This window comes from Tumebacillus permanentifrigoris, from assembly GCF_003148565.1.
GTDB lineage: Bacteria > Bacillota > Bacilli > Tumebacillales > Tumebacillaceae > Tumebacillus > Tumebacillus permanentifrigoris.
This window is the reverse complement of the sequence record NZ_QGGL01000012.1, coordinates 1-13,941: the sequence shown is the minus strand read 5'-3', so window position 1 is coordinate 13,941 and position 13,941 is coordinate 1. Positions and strand designations below refer to the sequence as shown.

Genomic DNA, 13,941 nt, shown 5'->3' with positions numbered 1-13,941 from the left:
AAGTAACGGCATGCGCCGATCTCGATTGAAAGGTGGTGAGAGATATATGAATATCGGACTTTATCGCAAGGTCGCCGCAAAGGCAAGTGAATTGCATCATCGGCAATTGAAAATGGGCAATGACGAGAAAGCCGCGGGAGCAAAACGAATCCATGATCGCTTTGTTCAAAAAATTAGCGAAGCAAGTTCCGCTAAGTAAGGTGTGTCACAACTAGCGCAAAGAACTTTAGAGCCACCTGTGAGTGGCGTAACTCAAAAGTAACGGCCTACGCCGATCTCGATTGAAAGGTGGTGAGAAAAATGAAGACTATCTACAAATACCTTTGCGAGTGCGGAGGTGGTGCCACCTACGTGGAATGGAATTCGAAGTCTCCCGAAACGATGCCGTGCTGCTCTGAGTGCGGAAGCAAAGAAGAGATGAAATACACCGGCGAAGTTTTTGAAATCGAATAGAAGGTGGTCTAACCCATGAAACACCTTACGCAAGTCCTACCGGAAGACAAGATCTCGTTCGAACGGGCGCTGGAAGGTCTCGCAGGCGGCAGCCTGACGATCAACCGCTACGTGGCAGAGTTCACCCGCGAAGGTATCGATGACGGTCTCTACGCAACCAAGGGCCTCTTGCTTACGATGCTGAGCAATCTCGACCATGCACTCCTGCTGCTCGACCGCAAGGTAACGGCAGACAAGCACCACGCCCGCGGGTTTGGCGCGGGTAATGAAACTGGATTTGCTGGCGGCTATGAGCAAGGCGTAGCTGAAACGCTCCGAGGGAATCCGCACCTCCAAACGCAGGCCGCACAGATCGCGATGGGTCACACCTTCGACCTTCTCGCGAAGAACGGTGGCAACGTCATCATGTTCAACCCTGGAGGCACTCGCCATGACCACCGCCGCTAACCCGAGCCCGACCGATTGGGCACTCGCTCAGTACGAAGCGGACTGCAACGCCTGTCGCAAGTACGAGGACGAAGAAGGTCGCCGAGCTTGCGTAACGTGCCCGACCGAGGCGTACCGCCAAGCTACAAAGCTGGACGAGACCAAGCGGATCAACCGCGCTGGAGGTGAGACGAATGCCTAAGATCGACACGAACGTCTTGCGTGAACTGGGCGCATACCTGTTGAACACCCACACCAACGATGCATGCAGGAAGGTTATCAGCGCCGCTGACGAACTCGACCGCCTCCGCGCCGACATCAACCTCAGCGACAAAATCGCGCAATGCGACCGCGAGGACATCCGCATCCGCGCCGAGCGGAACCGCTGGTTGGATGCTGAGAACAAACGCCTCCACGAAGACCTTCGCAAAGAAGGCGAGCGGGTGACCTATTGGATGAACGCCTACAACAAGGATGTGGCGGGGAGAACCAATATGACCTTGCGAGCGCTGGCACTGATTTCGAAAATAGCCAACGACGAGACATGTGATCCCTTCGAAATGGCAAAATCCTTCGCGAAATACCGCGAGCAATGCCGAGCACACCTTCAAGGAGGTCTATCAGATGAAAAACGTTAACACCACAGTCCTTCGCGTCGTCTCTGGCAACTGGTGGAACGGGGCATACACTCACCAACAGACCGCCGAGCACCTGTTCGAAGCTTCTGTAGCACTCGATAGCGCACGTTTATCTCGCGATTGGCTCAGGGATCAAGCTGAGCACATGGCACATGAACTCCATGGCCTGTACCGCCGGATTGAAGATGCGAAGGCCGCTGGGAACCTCGAAAATTGCCAAGCGATCCTGAACGACATCCCGATCCCTTGGGAGGTGGACGAAGATGCAGATGACGATCAGGGACAAGTTGTTCTACTGCTGTCTGCACCAACCGATGATCATCCACCTAACCCTTAAGGAGGTGATCTGATATGACGGAACGCTACCGAGCGGTGTTGGAACATCACGACGAGACGGGCCAAGCGGTCGGAGATTTGCTGAACGGCATCCTCCACAGGGAACGCCTGAACCGCCGCGCAAGACGAGCGTTGATGAGCCCCTACGACCCGCGCCGCGGCATCGTGGCAAAAGAAAACGGACCCGACGCTGTAACGTCGAGCCCGCTGGTGGAGCAGTTGGAAATATGTCTACAGCAATTGTAACACGGAACGAAAAAAACGAGCAAATGGAGCGTGTGAACATGAATCTCAATGCCCTGCAAGTGAACGACCTGACCGAGTTGCAAGAAATGACCGAGGAGCAACGTGTCGGCTTCGCTGTCACGGACCTCAACTCCGCGAACTGGTGTCTGCGCAAGCTTCAAGCGATCAACGCCAAGCAAGCTGAAATCAACGCTGTCGCAACCGCCGAGTTGGCGCGCATTACGGAGTGGCGCGACAAAGAGATGGCAGACCTCGCCGCATCTACGAACTTCTGCACCTACCACCTGAACAAGTTCCATGCGGACCAACTCAACGCCGATCCGAAAGCAAAGACGATCTCCACGCCATACGGCAAGCTCGTGTCTCGCGCGACAAAGGCAACGCCAAAGAAGATCGACGACTTGGCCCTGCTCCAGCACTTAAAGGAGAGCGGCGACAACGAGTTCATCGAGGTCAAGGAATCCGCGAAGTGGGGCGACTACAAAAAAACGCTGCGGGTGGAGGAGGTGGCGGGTGACATGCTCGTCATCGACCAAAACGGAGTTCCCGTCTCCGGTGTCGGCGTCGAGCCCGGAACTATCGCCTTCAAAGTGGAGGTGGCTGAATAGTGACGCTGGAACTCGTCTCCACGCAAAATTATGTATCGCAAGTGGCCATCTCACCCGAGCAGGCACTCCATGCGTATCAGGCGCTCCGCCAGATCACCAAGCAAGTATTGGTTGAAGGCACCGATTACGGCATCATCCCAGGTACTCCGAAGCCGTCTCTCTACAAGCCGGGAGCCGAGAACCTTCTCCGCTTTTACTCGCTAGGTCATACAGTTGAAAAAGTCTCCTCCACAGAGGATTGGGAAAACGGATTCTTCTACTTCGAGTACAAAGTGACTGTTCACAAACAGTTCCCTGACGGTACGAAGATCACGCTATCTGAGTGCGTCGGCTCCGCGAACTCTCGCGAGCCGAAGTACTACAAAAAGAAAAACGGTGACCTTCGCGATCCATACGAGCAGGTCAACACATTTCAGAAGATGGCGATTAAGCGCGCACTGGTCGGCGCTACCTTGCAAGCGACCGGTGCCTCTGGCCTCTTCACACAGGATATCGAAGACATGGACCCGAGTAACTTCCAAAGCGGCGGGCAGTCAAATGGCGGCGGATCTCGCGGGAACTACAGTGGCAACGGAAATAACTCCAACAACAGCGGCAACAAAGCGCCCGGGGAAAAGCAACAAGTCATCAACAACATGAAACCGATGGGCCTCAACTGGAATGACCTTTCAGGGATCGCATCTGCAGCACTTGGTCGCGAGATCAAAAAAGTAGTCACTGATGTGAAAGATGACGAGTGGAAAACGGTCCTCGACTATATGAACCGCATCAAAGGCGATGGCGAACAACAGTCGGACGGCGACGGCAAGCCGATCAACATCGACGACGACGATCTCCCGTTCTAGGAGGAGGCACACGATGCTCTCAGCACCGAGACCCGCCCCGAAGCCTCGCCACGGGCGCAACAAGCCCAAAGCGAAGGATAGGGGGGCCATTACCCCGGAGGTCGCCAAAGAAGTCATCGAGCGCGCCGATGGGCGGTGTGAGATGTGCGGACGCGATCGCCCTTCAAACTACGCCTACAGAGGTGAACTCGCGCACCTCGACCAGAAAGGGCAATGCGGGCGCGGCGACCAACCTTGGAACATCGCCGCCCTCTGCGGCCCCAGCACCAACAGCGGAACTTGTCACTGGAAGATCGACTCCCGGCGCAAGACATACCGGGATGAGGTTGAGAAGTTGATCGCAAAGCTCAAAGCCAAATACGATCCGGCAGACTGGCCGGAGTAAGGAGGAAGCCATGCTGCAGGATGAAAAGACCCACCAGGCGGTGATGATCGGGGACAGAGTGTTCGTCTACGTCCCTGATCGCGCCGATCTACCGAACTGGGACGTGACCCACGAGGCGTTCCCGACGCAGTTCCCGGAGCCGGAATATACCCTTCCAGATGGTATGAAGCCCTTCGATGCATTCGAGCACATCGCCTGTGTCAACGAGGGTGCAAGATTCGTTAACCCAGACACACTGGAGCCGATCTACTACGACGGCGACGCTGTAGACGGCCCGTTTTAAAACAATCTACGAAAGGAGTGACCGAATATGAAGGGTTTCACCCTCACTTGTTCCTGTGGCTCTCAAGAGGTCCAAATTCACGTTGTCGTACCAAGCGAAGAGATCAAAGTTGAATGCAAATCCTGCGGACATAGCATTCAAGGTAACGATGCCGACGAATTGGGCATCAACCGCCAAGAGGCACCATGCGAGTGATAGCCGCAGCCGTCCGCATTGGTGGCGTATGGAAGCGCGCATCCTTCGTAACGACACAGATATACCCCAAGGTCGCAAACGCGGCACCAGCGGGCAAGTAGGCGGGAAGGAGGGGCTTCGGTGGCAAACCCGCAACCGACAGACGCACATTTACGAATCTCGCATCAAATCATGCGAGAGATCATTCGCAGAGATTTTAGCAAGCCGCACCAGAACATCTTGAACCTTATCCTCCGCCTCTCGTGGGGTTGCGGTAGCCCATCGGCCCACATTCCCCAAAGCAAGGACTTCACGCTATGCGGAGTCGCCCAAGGACACGTATCAACCTACATCAGGCAGCTAGTCGAGGCGAAGGTTCTGATCGCAGATGACCCTTTCTACCAGATACAAAAAGACTTCGATCTCTGGCAAGTTTCTCCCAATAAAGGCTGGGATTCCAAGAGATTCGATGAGCTGGTTTCGGAGAATATCCGCCTCTCGACACCTGATTTGAGACAAACAGAAAGTTCCCCTCTGGCGGGAACTCTTCCCCTCCGAAGGGAGAACATCCCCTCTGGCGGGAACTCTTCCCCTCCGAAGGGAGAACATCCCCTCCAACGGGAAGGGAACTCTTCCCCTCAGAGGGGAACTCAACAACCCGAAAACGTAGACGTACCAACGCCTCGCAGGGTGTCCATAAAAAGAAGATCTTTTATATCTCTTCCTCTTCTTCCTCACCCCCTCCCACAAGCGCCTGCGCAGGAGTTGTCGGACGGTGATGTATACAACGCCTTCGAGAAAGAATTTGGTCGTCCGCTCTCACCGATGGAGTTCGAGGAAATTCGGGACTATTGGTTGCCTGTGTACCCGCGTGAACTCATCGTGAGGGCTTTGCGTGAAGCGGTCCTGAACCAAGCGCGGCACATGAAGTATGTAAACAACATCCTCGTCGCGTGGTGGGACAAGAAGTGGACAACCCCTGAGGCTGTCGAAGCCGGCAAAGCACAGGAGCATCTAAAACGAACGGATCGTCCGTACCAACAGCAAAGAGAACGCGCAAAAGTTCTACAGATGCCAGGCGCTCAAACTTACAGCACTGGAGCGCACAGCAAGTTTGAGCGAAACCTGAAGTGAACGGAGTGACAACGAATGGAACACATCGGCGAAATTGCGATGCCGACGAGCGGTAACTTCGCCCTCGCTCGAACAATCCAAATCCTCCGCGAACTCTTGCCGGAGCTGGCGGATATCGATGACGGAGTGATTCGAAAGCGTGGTGGCGACATTCTTGATGCAGCGAACTGCCGCGAGAATTGCAGAAGGTGCACGGACTTCGCGGGGTGCTGGCGTGACGACGAAGCTAAAGGGCATGTGACGATTCTCACCGTCAAGGATGGCGAGATCAAACTTCAGCGTGGTGTTCATTGCAAACCTTACCGAGAGCAACTGAACCGAGAGTCCCAAGAACGGATGCTTATCGCATCGGGCATGACAGCAAAAGAGCGTGGATTCACTTTTGAGAACTTCCCCGAGCAACAACGCAAGCGCCACGGCGACATCCTGCAACATGCAGAAGGCTTCCTGAACGGTCAAAGCAAAAGCGGCCTGTACCTCTGGGGTCCGCCGGGGATCGCCAAAACGCACCTCATGCTCGCGGTAATGAATCGTCTGAATGAGCGCGGCACCCTCGCGGTCTACGTGCGAGCCGATCGGATGATCGATCAGCTACGCGACGCGATCCGCTTCAATGGCGATGTAGACGCGGTGCAGGAGCGTTACATGACAGCACCGGTGCTAGGTATAGACGAGTTTGCACAAGAGAGGCTCACCGACTACGGTTTGGAGTCCATGATCAAGATCCTTAACGCCCGTGCCGCAACTGGACTGCCAACATGGTTCACGAGCAACTTCCGACCGGACATGGCCTACGAGCGGAGCTACGAGAAGTACCCCGAACAGATCGACGCACTTCGGTCGCGTGTAGCACTACTCGCGATTCCGGCGCGCATGGCCGGTGAGGATTGGCGACTAAACAGCTACGACCTGATGATGGGCCCGGACGAGGAGGTGTAGGGATGAGCGAACAGCACGAAGTGACATCGAAGCAAGAGCTACCTCACCACCTTGAATCCGAGCAGGCGACGCTGGGTGCGATCCTGATCGAGCTGCAAGTGTCCGGAGACGTGATAGAAATCCTCCCGACGGCGGATATGTTCCATGAGCCGAAGCACCGCACGATCTACGGATCGATGTTGGAAATGATCGACGCAGGAGATCCCGTTGACATCGTGACGCTCTCCAAGCACCTTGCAGACGCCGGAAAGATCGAATCGATTGGCGGAGTCGCGTACCTCGCTCAGTTGAGCAACAGTGTACCAACTGCCGCGAACGTGGACTTCTACGCCAACACCGTGTTCGAGAAGTGGCGGGCCCGCGAACTGATCGCCGCACAACGGGAATCGGCAGCAGCGCTTCAGTCTGGTGAGGATATCGAGGAGGTCATGATCGAGGTCGAGCGCCGGACGCAGAAGGCACGAGAGGGACGTCAGAAGGGTGCTATGACGCCGATCAAAGACATCCTCATGTCGGAGTTCGACCGATCAGAGTTCGCATTCAACCAAGCGCAGTCGAACGTGCCAAGCGGAGGAATCTCTACCGGTTACCCGGATGCCGACAAGATGCTAGCAGGTCTTCGCCGATCTGATTTGATCATACTCGCGGCGCGTCCGGCGGTCGGCAAAACAGCATTTGCCCTGAACCTTGCGACGAACGTGGCGGTGCGTGAAGACGGCACGGTCGGAATTTTCTCGCTGGAGATGGCCAAGGAACAACTGGTCGGCCGTATGATCTGCGCGGAGGGCAACATCGATGCAGGGCGGTACCGGACCGGAATGTTCATCGAAGATGACTGGCCGAAGATGACAATGGCGGTCGGGGCCATGTCGGAAGCTAAAATCTTCATCGACGACACCCCAGGTATCACAGTCCAAGAAATCCGCACGAAGTGCCAGAAGCTCAAGGAGAAGCACGGTCTGGATGTCGTCCTCATCGACTATCTTCAGCTCATCGCAGGTCCTCGCGGGAGACGGTCAGACAACCGCCAACAAGAGGTCGCGGAAATCTCGCGGACGTTGAAGCTGATCGCCCGCGAACTCGACATCACGGTGATCGCGCTGTCCCAGCTTTCGCGCTCTGTAGAGCAGAGACAGGACAAACGCCCGATGCTTTCCGACTTGCGAGAGTCCGGAAGTATCGAGCAAGACGCGGACATCGTGAGCTTCCTGTACCGAGATGATTACTACAACCCGGAGACCGAGCGGAAAAACATCGTCGAGTTCATCATCGGCAAGCAGCGCGGCGGCGCGACCGGGACGGTGGAACTGATCTACATCAAAAATTTCAACAAGTTTGTCAGCTTGGAGCGCGCTCCGGGCGCATAAGAGGAGGCCACCCAACATGAAGCCTTACAGCATCGTTCGATCCACTCGCGGCGAGCTTGGTGATTTGCACATCAGAGTCATCGCGGCCATGAAGGGACTGACGTATGCAGAGATCGAGTGGGATATCTGCCAAGCGATCGGTGAAGTGAAACCGATCATGAAGTTGACGGCGGACGAGGCACGTAAGGTGCTGGCGTACCGTCTTGGAGAGGAGCCAACAGCATGCTGACACCTGAACAACGCGCCACGTTTTCAAGTAAGTGGCGGTCGCTGATCGACGCGGCGGAAGATTTGGGGTGGCGAGTGAGATGGCGTCGAGCGCCTGATCCGTATTACGGAGGGTTTCTGGAATTCGACACTCTCGAAGCTAACATTGCAATGGCAACCAATGGCGGCGTGTGGGGAATCGTGATTTGTGGTGTGAAGAGCAAATATGAACCGATGATTTGCAAAACTGACTCCGAAGCCATCGCCACCATCCGCCGCTGGCTGAACGAGGCCGAGGGCTACAAGGAAGGTGCTGCATGAACCCGCTCGACTGGATCGGCCTGACCGCGCTGGTGATGGCGCTCGCAGGGATTGGAACCCTGCAACGCACCGGGAAGTTGCACGTTGCCGCTGGGATGTGGAGCGATGATACAGACCGCGATTAATTTCAGTTCACGGGGCTGGAATCGAACCATCCCGTTACCGAAGCCAGAGCTGGCGGATCGGTATCGAAACGACCTTCAAAACCTTGGGTACGAAACACAGGAGCCCAAGGAGACACCTGACGGTTGGGTTGTGCTGTACAGAGCAAGAGCCTGAGAAGGGAGAGGGGATCTATGGGGAAACGAGGCAAGCGCCCGTCAATCGACGCTCGTAACGAGAAAGCCATTCGTGCAGCACTCGCAAAGCGCAGTGGCGAAGCGGAGGTTCGTAGCTTGAAGTTGATCTGCTCCGACGACGAGACAGTCTGCGAAATCATCCAGAACATGCCCGGATTGATCAAACCGAAACTTGTCATCCCGACCAGCATTGTGAGGTTGGCGCGATGAGAAAGTTGAACCTGACGATCCCCGGCAACCCGCCGTCCATGAACCACGTGTACCGCAACGTCTCGATCAGCCGCCGAGTCGTCACGCCGGACGGAAAGATGTGGAAGGACGCTGTTCAGATCTTTGCCTGCTCCGCTATGCAAAAAGCCGGTTGGAAAATGACCAAGGATGAGAAAGTCGTCGCAGAGGTCACGGTGTACTGGCCGAGCAAGCGCAAGCGCGATGTAGAGAACATCGGCAAGCTCCTCTGGGATTCGCTCGAAGGCATCGTGTTCGACGATGACCAATGGCTCCTGCCGCGCTACATGGACTTCCACCACGACAAGAACAACCCGCGTATCGAGATCGTGTTCTACCCGCTGGAGCAGAGAGAGGAGCAACCCGCATGACCACCGCAACTGAAACCACCGCGCCGGCCGTCGAGGCCAACGAGCGTAAGAAGCTGGAACTGGAGGACAAGATCCTGCGCTACTTCCAGAACAAAGAAATCGAGAAAGAGCGCAAGGAAGAAAACAAACTCCTGTTCGAGGAGATCGAAGCGTTCTTCGAAGGCTTGGAGGATGTCGAGGACGACCTGGTACTGCCGCTGCCGAACGGCGAGTACGCGGTGCTGGCCAAGAAAGCCTACGTGAAGGACGTGTTCGACAAGGACTCTCTGGCCAACGAGATGCTGGTCGCCAAAGACGAGCTGAAAACACCGTTCGACTATTCGATCCTCACCTCGCAAGGCAAGCTCACCCCGGACATGATCTCCAAGCACACGCAGACCGAGACGGTCGTGAAGGTGCGCCTGTCCAAGCGGAAGTCGAAGCCTCGCAAGAAGAAAAGCGAGTAGCAAGGGTACCTCATAACGGAAGGAGCAAGCACGATGCAAGAGTTACAGAACGTGTTCAAGTACGAGGGGCGAGAAGTGCGGACCGTTATCATCAATGGGGCCCCTTGGTTTGTGGCGAAGGACGTTTGTGAAGTGCTTGGGTTGGCTAAGCATGACACCGCGCTCGCTCGCCTTAGCGGAAAACAAAAGGGGTCCCATTCCGTGGGTACCCTTGGCGGCAACCAACTGATGTCTGTCGTGAATGAAGCCGGGCTCTACAAACTCATCTTCACAAGTCGCAAGGCCGAAGCCGAGCGATTCAGCGATTGGGTCGTGGAGGAGGTTCTGCCGACAATCCGTCGGACGGGAAGTTATACGACGGCGGGTGCAACAGACGCGCTGGTCGTGCAGGCCACCGAAATCCTCGCAGCAGTATCTCGACTGGCCGCGACAACGCAAGAAGCTCTGCAAGCAAGCGAAGTGAAGTTCGACCGACTATCCTACGAGCTGGACAATGCGCTCACGATCAACAATCACGCGCAGACCAAGGTGAAACACGCAATCGACAAGCGGATCGGAACACTGGAGCCGGACATCATCGGGGACGACGGTAAGAAAAAGCGGAACCCGAGGCGCAAGCCACTCTTCACACAAATCTACGCCGACATCTACCAACACTTCGGAGTGGAGTCCTACCGAGACATCAAGCCCAAGGACTTCGAGGTGGCCGTGGAGTTCATCCGCGCTTGGAGCCCGGCTGTGCCGCTCAATGCATAGCACCTGACGGTGAGGGAGACTGGATAGTCTACTACCGCCGATAAACGACCGCCGATTTCGGTGGAGGGAGGGGGAAGACGATGCGTATCGGCATCCTCGACATCGACACGAAAAAAGAGAAAATGGGCCACGGCAAGCACGAGAAGTTCCCAAACCTCGCTTGCGGGAAAATCTTCGGATACCACATGGAGCGCGGCGACGAGATCGTGTATCCGTGGAAAGGTGAGCGGGTGGACAAGCTCTACATCTCGACGATCTTCTCTTGGTCAAGGCAGGCGCTGGAACGGCAGATGCCCTACTTCAAGAGCCGAGCAGACGAGGTAGTGGTCGGCGGGACGGGCGCGGATTGGAGAAGTAAACTCCCCCCCGAAATGGAAAATATCGGGCATCAATGGACATACGACCTGTACGACATCGACTACGGGATTGGCTTCACGATTCGCGGTTGCCACGTCGGTTGCTCGTTCTGTGTGGTCCCGCGTAAGGAAGGTCTTCGGGAGTACCGAGTCGCCACTGTCGGCGAGCTGGTGAACCCGCGAAGTAACCACCTTGTGCTGCTAAACAACAACAGCCTCGCGGACATCGGATTCTTCGAGGACGTGGAGGAGATCCGCGAGCGCGGCCTGACGGTGAACTGGAACCAGGCGAACGACATCACGCTCGTCACTGACCGCCACGCAGAGGCGCTGGCATCGGTGAAATATTACAACTTCGCCAAGACCAGCCGCATGCTCCACTTTTCATGGGACCAGATGATCAAACGGAAGATCGACCCCGCGACCGGCCAGCGTGTCGAGTATGTCATGAGCAAGACCGTCCCGGAACAGATCGCCCGACTGAAAGCTCACGGCATTCCTCCTCACCACCTGACGTTCTACATGCTGATCGGGTTCGACACGACGCTGGAGGAGGACATGCACCGCTTCCGCACACTCCGTGAGTTGGGGTGCGAGGTCTACGCGATGCAGTTCCGGGATCTGAACGGTAAGAACGGCGTCGACGGCAAAGGGAACCCGCAACTCCCGCACGTTCGTCACCTGAAAAAGTGGGTAAACGGGCGCGGATTCAAAGCCTGTTCGTTCGAGGAGTTCCGCCCGTACATGGATGAGATTGAACGGCGGGAAAAAGACCAGCGCGAACAGGCAGCGCAGACGGCACTCGACCTGTTCGCGGTATAGAAGAGGAGATAAAAACGTGATTGAAAAATTGAGTATTTTCCCTCAAGAGTGGCAAGCTGCCATCTCGAACTGGAACGAACTTGGGTGCCAATTCAAATTGGAGTGGGACTTCCCGGATAACCAAATGTTTGATATGTGGGCTGGATCTGTATTACTCAACATCCAGGTCACCACGAACAGCTGCAGGGTACAAATGATGCACCCCGAGATCGAAGAGAGAGTCGTTCGTAAAACGGATGTTACCGACTATAACCAGATCGCAATAGAGTTTGTGAATTCCTATGTCATGACCAACAAAGACGTGCTAGATATGCAACAGGCGATACGAGTTGCTATAAACGATCTTAATTCGATATATCTACCGGAGTTGCGGCATGTTTCAAAAGAGAGTGTTAGAAAACTCAGAGAAGCGGTAAATGAGATCAAGGTATCTATCCGCAATCCGAAAGGCGCTGTGTAAGAAGGGAAGGGAGAGAAGCACCTATGCAGGCTGTTCAAGCAGAGCGATTCGAAGATAAAGAGCACGAACTGCTCACGCTGTCAGAATACGACGTCATCATCGTCCAAATCTCTGGCGGCAAGGACAGTGTGGCATGCGTGCTTCACCTCCTAGAACGAGGCATCTCGCCTGAGAAAATCAGGCTCTGGCATCAAGAAGTTGACGGACGAGACAGGCAATTCATGGACTGGCCGTGTACGCGGCGGTACCTCGAACTGTTCGCACAGAAGTTCGGGTTGAAGTTGGAGTTCCAGTGGCGAAAAGGCGGCTTCCTGTCTGAGCTCATGAAGACGAACGCGGTGTCAGCGCCTATCATGTTCGAACACAATGGCGCGGTGGTCGCTCTTGCAGCTGGGCAGGGCGCGAAAGTCGCAACCCGAAGACGCTGGCCAGCAATGTCCGCAAGCCTCCAGACGCGGTGGTGCAGCTCGTCGTTGAAGATCGATGTCTCCACCCGCGTGCTGAACAACCACCCCGAACTTGCCCGGCCCGGTCTCGAAATCCTCTTAGTGACAGGCGAACGACGTGAGGAGTCGTCGGCTCGTGCGAAGTACGATGAGGTCCTTCCTCACAAGTCCAACAGCCAGCGCCGTCGCGTCGACCAGTGGAGAATGGTCATCGACTGGACAGAACGCGAGGTGTGGGCGATCTTCGAACGGTTCAATCTCCTGCCGCATCCGGCCTACCTGCTTGGCTTCTCCCGGTGCTCGTGCTTCGGTTGCATTTTCAACACCGCCGACCTATGGGCGATGATGCGAGAGATCGCGCCGGAACGCTTCGCTCGCCTAGCATACATCGAACGAAAGATTCAGTTCACCATCGACAACAAGTTGACACTGGAAGAGAAAGCGAACAAGGGCAGACTCCACCGCCTCCCGCTCGACCATCCAGATTTCGAAAAGTGGAAACATTGGGCACTGTCCGAAGATGCGCTGCAACTCGAAGACCTGAGCGGGTTCGTATGGCCCGCTGGTGCGATGCGCGGCGCAGACGGAGGTTCGCCCTGAGATTTGGTAGCCGGCGGCTGATGGCCGTCCGGTAGAGAGAGGAGAATCGCCCGATGCTCTTTGAACAAACGACGATGTTCGAAGAACCGAAGCACGAACCGCAATCAGAGCGCACGAAAGAGCAGTACCTGAAAGATGTCCGGGCATGGGCGGCTGAAAAGGGACTGGACGAAACGCAGACATCGGTTATCGTCCGCGTAGCAACTTTTGTCGGTCAGAAAAAAATAGCAGCCGAGTTTGGCGTATCGGTCTACCAAGTTAAGAAGATCGTTCAGAGCATTCGGGAGAAAGTCGGGTGGAGCGATCGGGCGGACACGATGCGGATTGGTCTGATTCTGGCAATGACGCTCTCTAACAAACCGAAATCACAAGCTGAAGCTGAATTCTTGTACGGCGAACTCATGAAAAGAGAGGGTGAGACCGCATGAACGAACCGACCATCAAGATCCCGGTGGCAAAGCTGTCGCCAGAGAAGTTGCAAGAACTCGCCCGGATCACCACCAGCGTCGCCAAGGAACTCACCTACGACAACGGCGTGGTACTTGGGGGAGTAGCAGCAGACCTCAACGTCTTAGCATCTGAGCTGGAAGCCCGACAGGTTGAGGCAGAACAGGCGCACTACAAGATCCTCCATCAAATGTCAGAAGTCCTGTCCGTCGCAGGGAAACAGATCGTCGCACTTCACATCGAGCTCTATGAAGCGAAGCGGTTGGACGCGTATGACCTGTTCAACGTGTTTGAAGATCGGAATATCCAAGGTCTGCTGGGGTGCGATGTTGGCGAAATCTTCGGGGA

At 55.7% G+C, this 13,941-nt stretch carries 26 protein-coding genes and 1 pseudogene; all 27 read left to right on the top strand.

Going from position 1 to position 13,941, the window contains the following annotated elements:
- Positions 1-46: 46 nt before the first annotated feature.
- The gene (locus tag C7459_RS23375) at positions 47-199 is read left to right on the top strand and encodes a hypothetical protein (RefSeq protein WP_170119466.1); all 153 of its coding nucleotides are present in this window, start codon (positions 47-49) and stop codon (positions 197-199) included.
- Between the two features lie 101 nt (positions 200-300).
- A complete protein-coding gene (locus C7459_RS23685) occupies positions 301-453 on the top strand; it encodes a hypothetical protein (protein ID WP_211320398.1) in 153 nt (50 codons plus the stop codon).
- 15 nt (positions 454-468) lie between these two features.
- Positions 469-900: a hypothetical protein gene (locus C7459_RS14100; RefSeq protein WP_109689947.1), complete on the top strand. Its 432-nt coding sequence runs from the start codon at positions 469-471 to the stop codon at positions 898-900.
- On the top strand, positions 884-1,081 hold the full coding sequence (locus C7459_RS14095; RefSeq protein WP_109689946.1) for a hypothetical protein: 198 nt from the start codon (positions 884-886) through the stop codon (positions 1,079-1,081). The genes C7459_RS14100 and C7459_RS14095 overlap by 17 nt, the downstream gene beginning before the upstream one ends.
- Positions 1,074-1,517, top strand: coding sequence for a hypothetical protein (locus C7459_RS14090; RefSeq protein WP_109689945.1), 444 nt, complete (start codon positions 1,074-1,076; stop codon positions 1,515-1,517). Before C7459_RS14095 ends, C7459_RS14090 begins: the two co-directional genes overlap by 8 nt.
- Positions 1,504-1,854, top strand: coding sequence for a hypothetical protein (locus tag C7459_RS14085; protein WP_109689944.1), 351 nt, complete (start codon positions 1,504-1,506; stop codon positions 1,852-1,854). Before C7459_RS14090 ends, C7459_RS14085 begins: the two co-directional genes overlap by 14 nt.
- A 14-nt stretch (positions 1,855-1,868) precedes the next feature.
- Positions 1,869-2,099 carry a hypothetical protein gene (locus C7459_RS14080; protein ID WP_109689943.1) on the top strand — a complete coding sequence of 77 codons (231 nt, stop codon included), beginning with the start codon at positions 1,869-1,871 and terminating at the stop codon, positions 2,097-2,099.
- Positions 2,100-2,137: 38 nt separating this feature from the next.
- The gene (locus tag C7459_RS14075) at positions 2,138-2,707 is read left to right on the top strand and encodes a host-nuclease inhibitor Gam family protein (protein ID WP_170119465.1); all 570 of its coding nucleotides are present in this window, start codon (positions 2,138-2,140) and stop codon (positions 2,705-2,707) included.
- Complete coding sequence (locus C7459_RS14070; protein WP_109689941.1) at positions 2,707-3,552, top strand: hypothetical protein; 846 nt, start codon at positions 2,707-2,709, stop codon at positions 3,550-3,552. Before C7459_RS14075 ends, C7459_RS14070 begins: the two co-directional genes overlap by 1 nt.
- Positions 3,553-3,565: 13 nt before the next feature.
- Positions 3,566-3,937, top strand: coding sequence for an HNH endonuclease (locus C7459_RS14065; RefSeq protein ID WP_109689940.1), 372 nt, complete (start codon positions 3,566-3,568; stop codon positions 3,935-3,937).
- Between the two features lie 10 nt (positions 3,938-3,947).
- Positions 3,948-4,220, top strand: coding sequence for a hypothetical protein (locus C7459_RS14060; RefSeq protein WP_109689939.1), 273 nt, complete (start codon positions 3,948-3,950; stop codon positions 4,218-4,220).
- Positions 4,221-4,535: 315 nt separating this feature from the next.
- A pseudogene (locus C7459_RS24170) lies at positions 4,536-4,811 on the top strand (replication protein); the annotation flags it as partial.
- Between the two features lie 348 nt (positions 4,812-5,159).
- Positions 5,160-5,528, top strand: coding sequence for a DnaD domain-containing protein (locus C7459_RS23880; protein WP_245884552.1), 369 nt, complete (start codon positions 5,160-5,162; stop codon positions 5,526-5,528).
- A gap of 15 nt (positions 5,529-5,543) precedes the next feature.
- Entirely contained in the window at positions 5,544-6,467 is a 924-nt protein-coding gene (gene zapE, locus C7459_RS14050) for an AFG1/ZapE family ATPase (protein ID WP_109689937.1), read from the top strand.
- Positions 6,468-6,469: 2 nt separating this feature from the next.
- Positions 6,470-7,834, top strand: coding sequence for a replicative DNA helicase (gene dnaB, locus C7459_RS14045; protein ID WP_109689936.1), 1,365 nt, complete (start codon positions 6,470-6,472; stop codon positions 7,832-7,834).
- A gap of 16 nt (positions 7,835-7,850) precedes the next feature.
- Positions 7,851-8,063, top strand: a complete 213-nt coding sequence (locus C7459_RS14040; protein ID WP_109689935.1) for a hypothetical protein — start codon at positions 7,851-7,853, stop codon at positions 8,061-8,063.
- A complete protein-coding gene (locus C7459_RS14035; protein WP_109689934.1) occupies positions 8,057-8,362 on the top strand; it encodes a hypothetical protein in 306 nt (101 codons plus the stop codon). Before C7459_RS14040 ends, C7459_RS14035 begins: the two co-directional genes overlap by 7 nt.
- Positions 8,359-8,487, top strand: a complete 129-nt coding sequence (locus C7459_RS24020) for a hypothetical protein (RefSeq protein ID WP_281272777.1) — start codon at positions 8,359-8,361, stop codon at positions 8,485-8,487. The genes C7459_RS14035 and C7459_RS24020 overlap by 4 nt, the downstream gene beginning before the upstream one ends.
- Positions 8,488-8,658: 171 nt before the next feature.
- Positions 8,659-8,871, top strand: a complete 213-nt coding sequence (locus tag C7459_RS14030) for a hypothetical protein (RefSeq protein WP_109689933.1) — start codon at positions 8,659-8,661, stop codon at positions 8,869-8,871.
- Complete coding sequence (locus C7459_RS14025) at positions 8,868-9,260, top strand: RusA family crossover junction endodeoxyribonuclease (protein ID WP_109689932.1); 393 nt, start codon at positions 8,868-8,870, stop codon at positions 9,258-9,260. The genes C7459_RS14030 and C7459_RS14025 overlap by 4 nt, the downstream gene beginning before the upstream one ends.
- Entirely contained in the window at positions 9,257-9,706 is a 450-nt protein-coding gene (locus tag C7459_RS14020; protein ID WP_109689931.1) for a hypothetical protein, read from the top strand. Before C7459_RS14025 ends, C7459_RS14020 begins: the two co-directional genes overlap by 4 nt.
- A 33-nt stretch (positions 9,707-9,739) precedes the next feature.
- Positions 9,740-10,462 (top strand): BRO family protein, encoded by a 723-nt coding sequence (locus tag C7459_RS14015; protein ID WP_109689930.1) that lies wholly within the window; start codon positions 9,740-9,742, stop codon positions 10,460-10,462.
- Positions 10,463-10,542: 80 nt separating this feature from the next.
- A complete protein-coding gene (locus C7459_RS14010) occupies positions 10,543-11,640 on the top strand; it encodes a radical SAM protein (RefSeq protein WP_109689929.1) in 1,098 nt (365 codons plus the stop codon).
- A 16-nt stretch (positions 11,641-11,656) separates the two neighbouring features.
- Positions 11,657-12,100: a hypothetical protein gene (locus C7459_RS14005; RefSeq protein WP_109689928.1), complete on the top strand. Its 444-nt coding sequence runs from the start codon at positions 11,657-11,659 to the stop codon at positions 12,098-12,100.
- Positions 12,101-12,123: 23 nt separating this feature from the next.
- Positions 12,124-13,146: a phosphoadenosine phosphosulfate reductase domain-containing protein gene (locus C7459_RS14000; protein ID WP_109689927.1), complete on the top strand. Its 1,023-nt coding sequence runs from the start codon at positions 12,124-12,126 to the stop codon at positions 13,144-13,146.
- A 53-nt stretch (positions 13,147-13,199) separates the two neighbouring features.
- Positions 13,200-13,574 carry a hypothetical protein gene (locus C7459_RS13995; protein WP_109689926.1) on the top strand — a complete coding sequence of 125 codons (375 nt, stop codon included), beginning with the start codon at positions 13,200-13,202 and terminating at the stop codon, positions 13,572-13,574.
- On the top strand, positions 13,571-13,941 hold a 371-nt coding region (locus C7459_RS13990), incomplete at its 3' end, for a hypothetical protein (protein WP_146201005.1). The genes C7459_RS13995 and C7459_RS13990, both read left to right, overlap by 4 nt.

Coding starts and splice junctions, on each gene's coding strand:
- C7459_RS23375 (WP_170119466.1), top strand. CDS start 47: ATGAATATCGGACTTTATCGCAAGGTCGCCGCAAAGGCAAGTGAATTG.
- C7459_RS23685 (WP_211320398.1), top strand. CDS start 301: ATGAAGACTATCTACAAATACCTTTGCGAGTGCGGAGGTGGTGCCACC.
- C7459_RS14100 (WP_109689947.1), top strand. CDS start 469: ATGAAACACCTTACGCAAGTCCTACCGGAAGACAAGATCTCGTTCGAA.
- C7459_RS14095 (WP_109689946.1), top strand. CDS start 884: ATGACCACCGCCGCTAACCCGAGCCCGACCGATTGGGCACTCGCTCAG.
- C7459_RS14090 (WP_109689945.1), top strand. CDS start 1,074: ATGCCTAAGATCGACACGAACGTCTTGCGTGAACTGGGCGCATACCTG.
- C7459_RS14085 (WP_109689944.1), top strand. CDS start 1,504: ATGAAAAACGTTAACACCACAGTCCTTCGCGTCGTCTCTGGCAACTGG.
- C7459_RS14080 (WP_109689943.1), top strand. CDS start 1,869: ATGACGGAACGCTACCGAGCGGTGTTGGAACATCACGACGAGACGGGC.
- C7459_RS14075 (WP_170119465.1), top strand. CDS start 2,138: ATGAATCTCAATGCCCTGCAAGTGAACGACCTGACCGAGTTGCAAGAA.
- C7459_RS14065 (WP_109689940.1), top strand. CDS start 3,566: ATGCTCTCAGCACCGAGACCCGCCCCGAAGCCTCGCCACGGGCGCAAC.
- C7459_RS14060 (WP_109689939.1), top strand. CDS start 3,948: ATGCTGCAGGATGAAAAGACCCACCAGGCGGTGATGATCGGGGACAGA.
- zapE (WP_109689937.1), top strand. CDS start 5,544: ATGGAACACATCGGCGAAATTGCGATGCCGACGAGCGGTAACTTCGCC.
- dnaB (WP_109689936.1), top strand. CDS start 6,470: ATGAGCGAACAGCACGAAGTGACATCGAAGCAAGAGCTACCTCACCAC.
- C7459_RS14040 (WP_109689935.1), top strand. CDS start 7,851: ATGAAGCCTTACAGCATCGTTCGATCCACTCGCGGCGAGCTTGGTGAT.
- C7459_RS14035 (WP_109689934.1), top strand. CDS start 8,057: ATGCTGACACCTGAACAACGCGCCACGTTTTCAAGTAAGTGGCGGTCG.
- C7459_RS24020 (WP_281272777.1), top strand. CDS start 8,359: ATGAACCCGCTCGACTGGATCGGCCTGACCGCGCTGGTGATGGCGCTC.
- C7459_RS14030 (WP_109689933.1), top strand. CDS start 8,659: ATGGGGAAACGAGGCAAGCGCCCGTCAATCGACGCTCGTAACGAGAAA.
- C7459_RS14025 (WP_109689932.1), top strand. CDS start 8,868: ATGAGAAAGTTGAACCTGACGATCCCCGGCAACCCGCCGTCCATGAAC.
- C7459_RS14020 (WP_109689931.1), top strand. CDS start 9,257: ATGACCACCGCAACTGAAACCACCGCGCCGGCCGTCGAGGCCAACGAG.
- C7459_RS14015 (WP_109689930.1), top strand. CDS start 9,740: ATGCAAGAGTTACAGAACGTGTTCAAGTACGAGGGGCGAGAAGTGCGG.
- C7459_RS14010 (WP_109689929.1), top strand. CDS start 10,543: ATGCGTATCGGCATCCTCGACATCGACACGAAAAAAGAGAAAATGGGC.
- C7459_RS14000 (WP_109689927.1), top strand. CDS start 12,124: ATGCAGGCTGTTCAAGCAGAGCGATTCGAAGATAAAGAGCACGAACTG.
- C7459_RS13995 (WP_109689926.1), top strand. CDS start 13,200: ATGCTCTTTGAACAAACGACGATGTTCGAAGAACCGAAGCACGAACCG.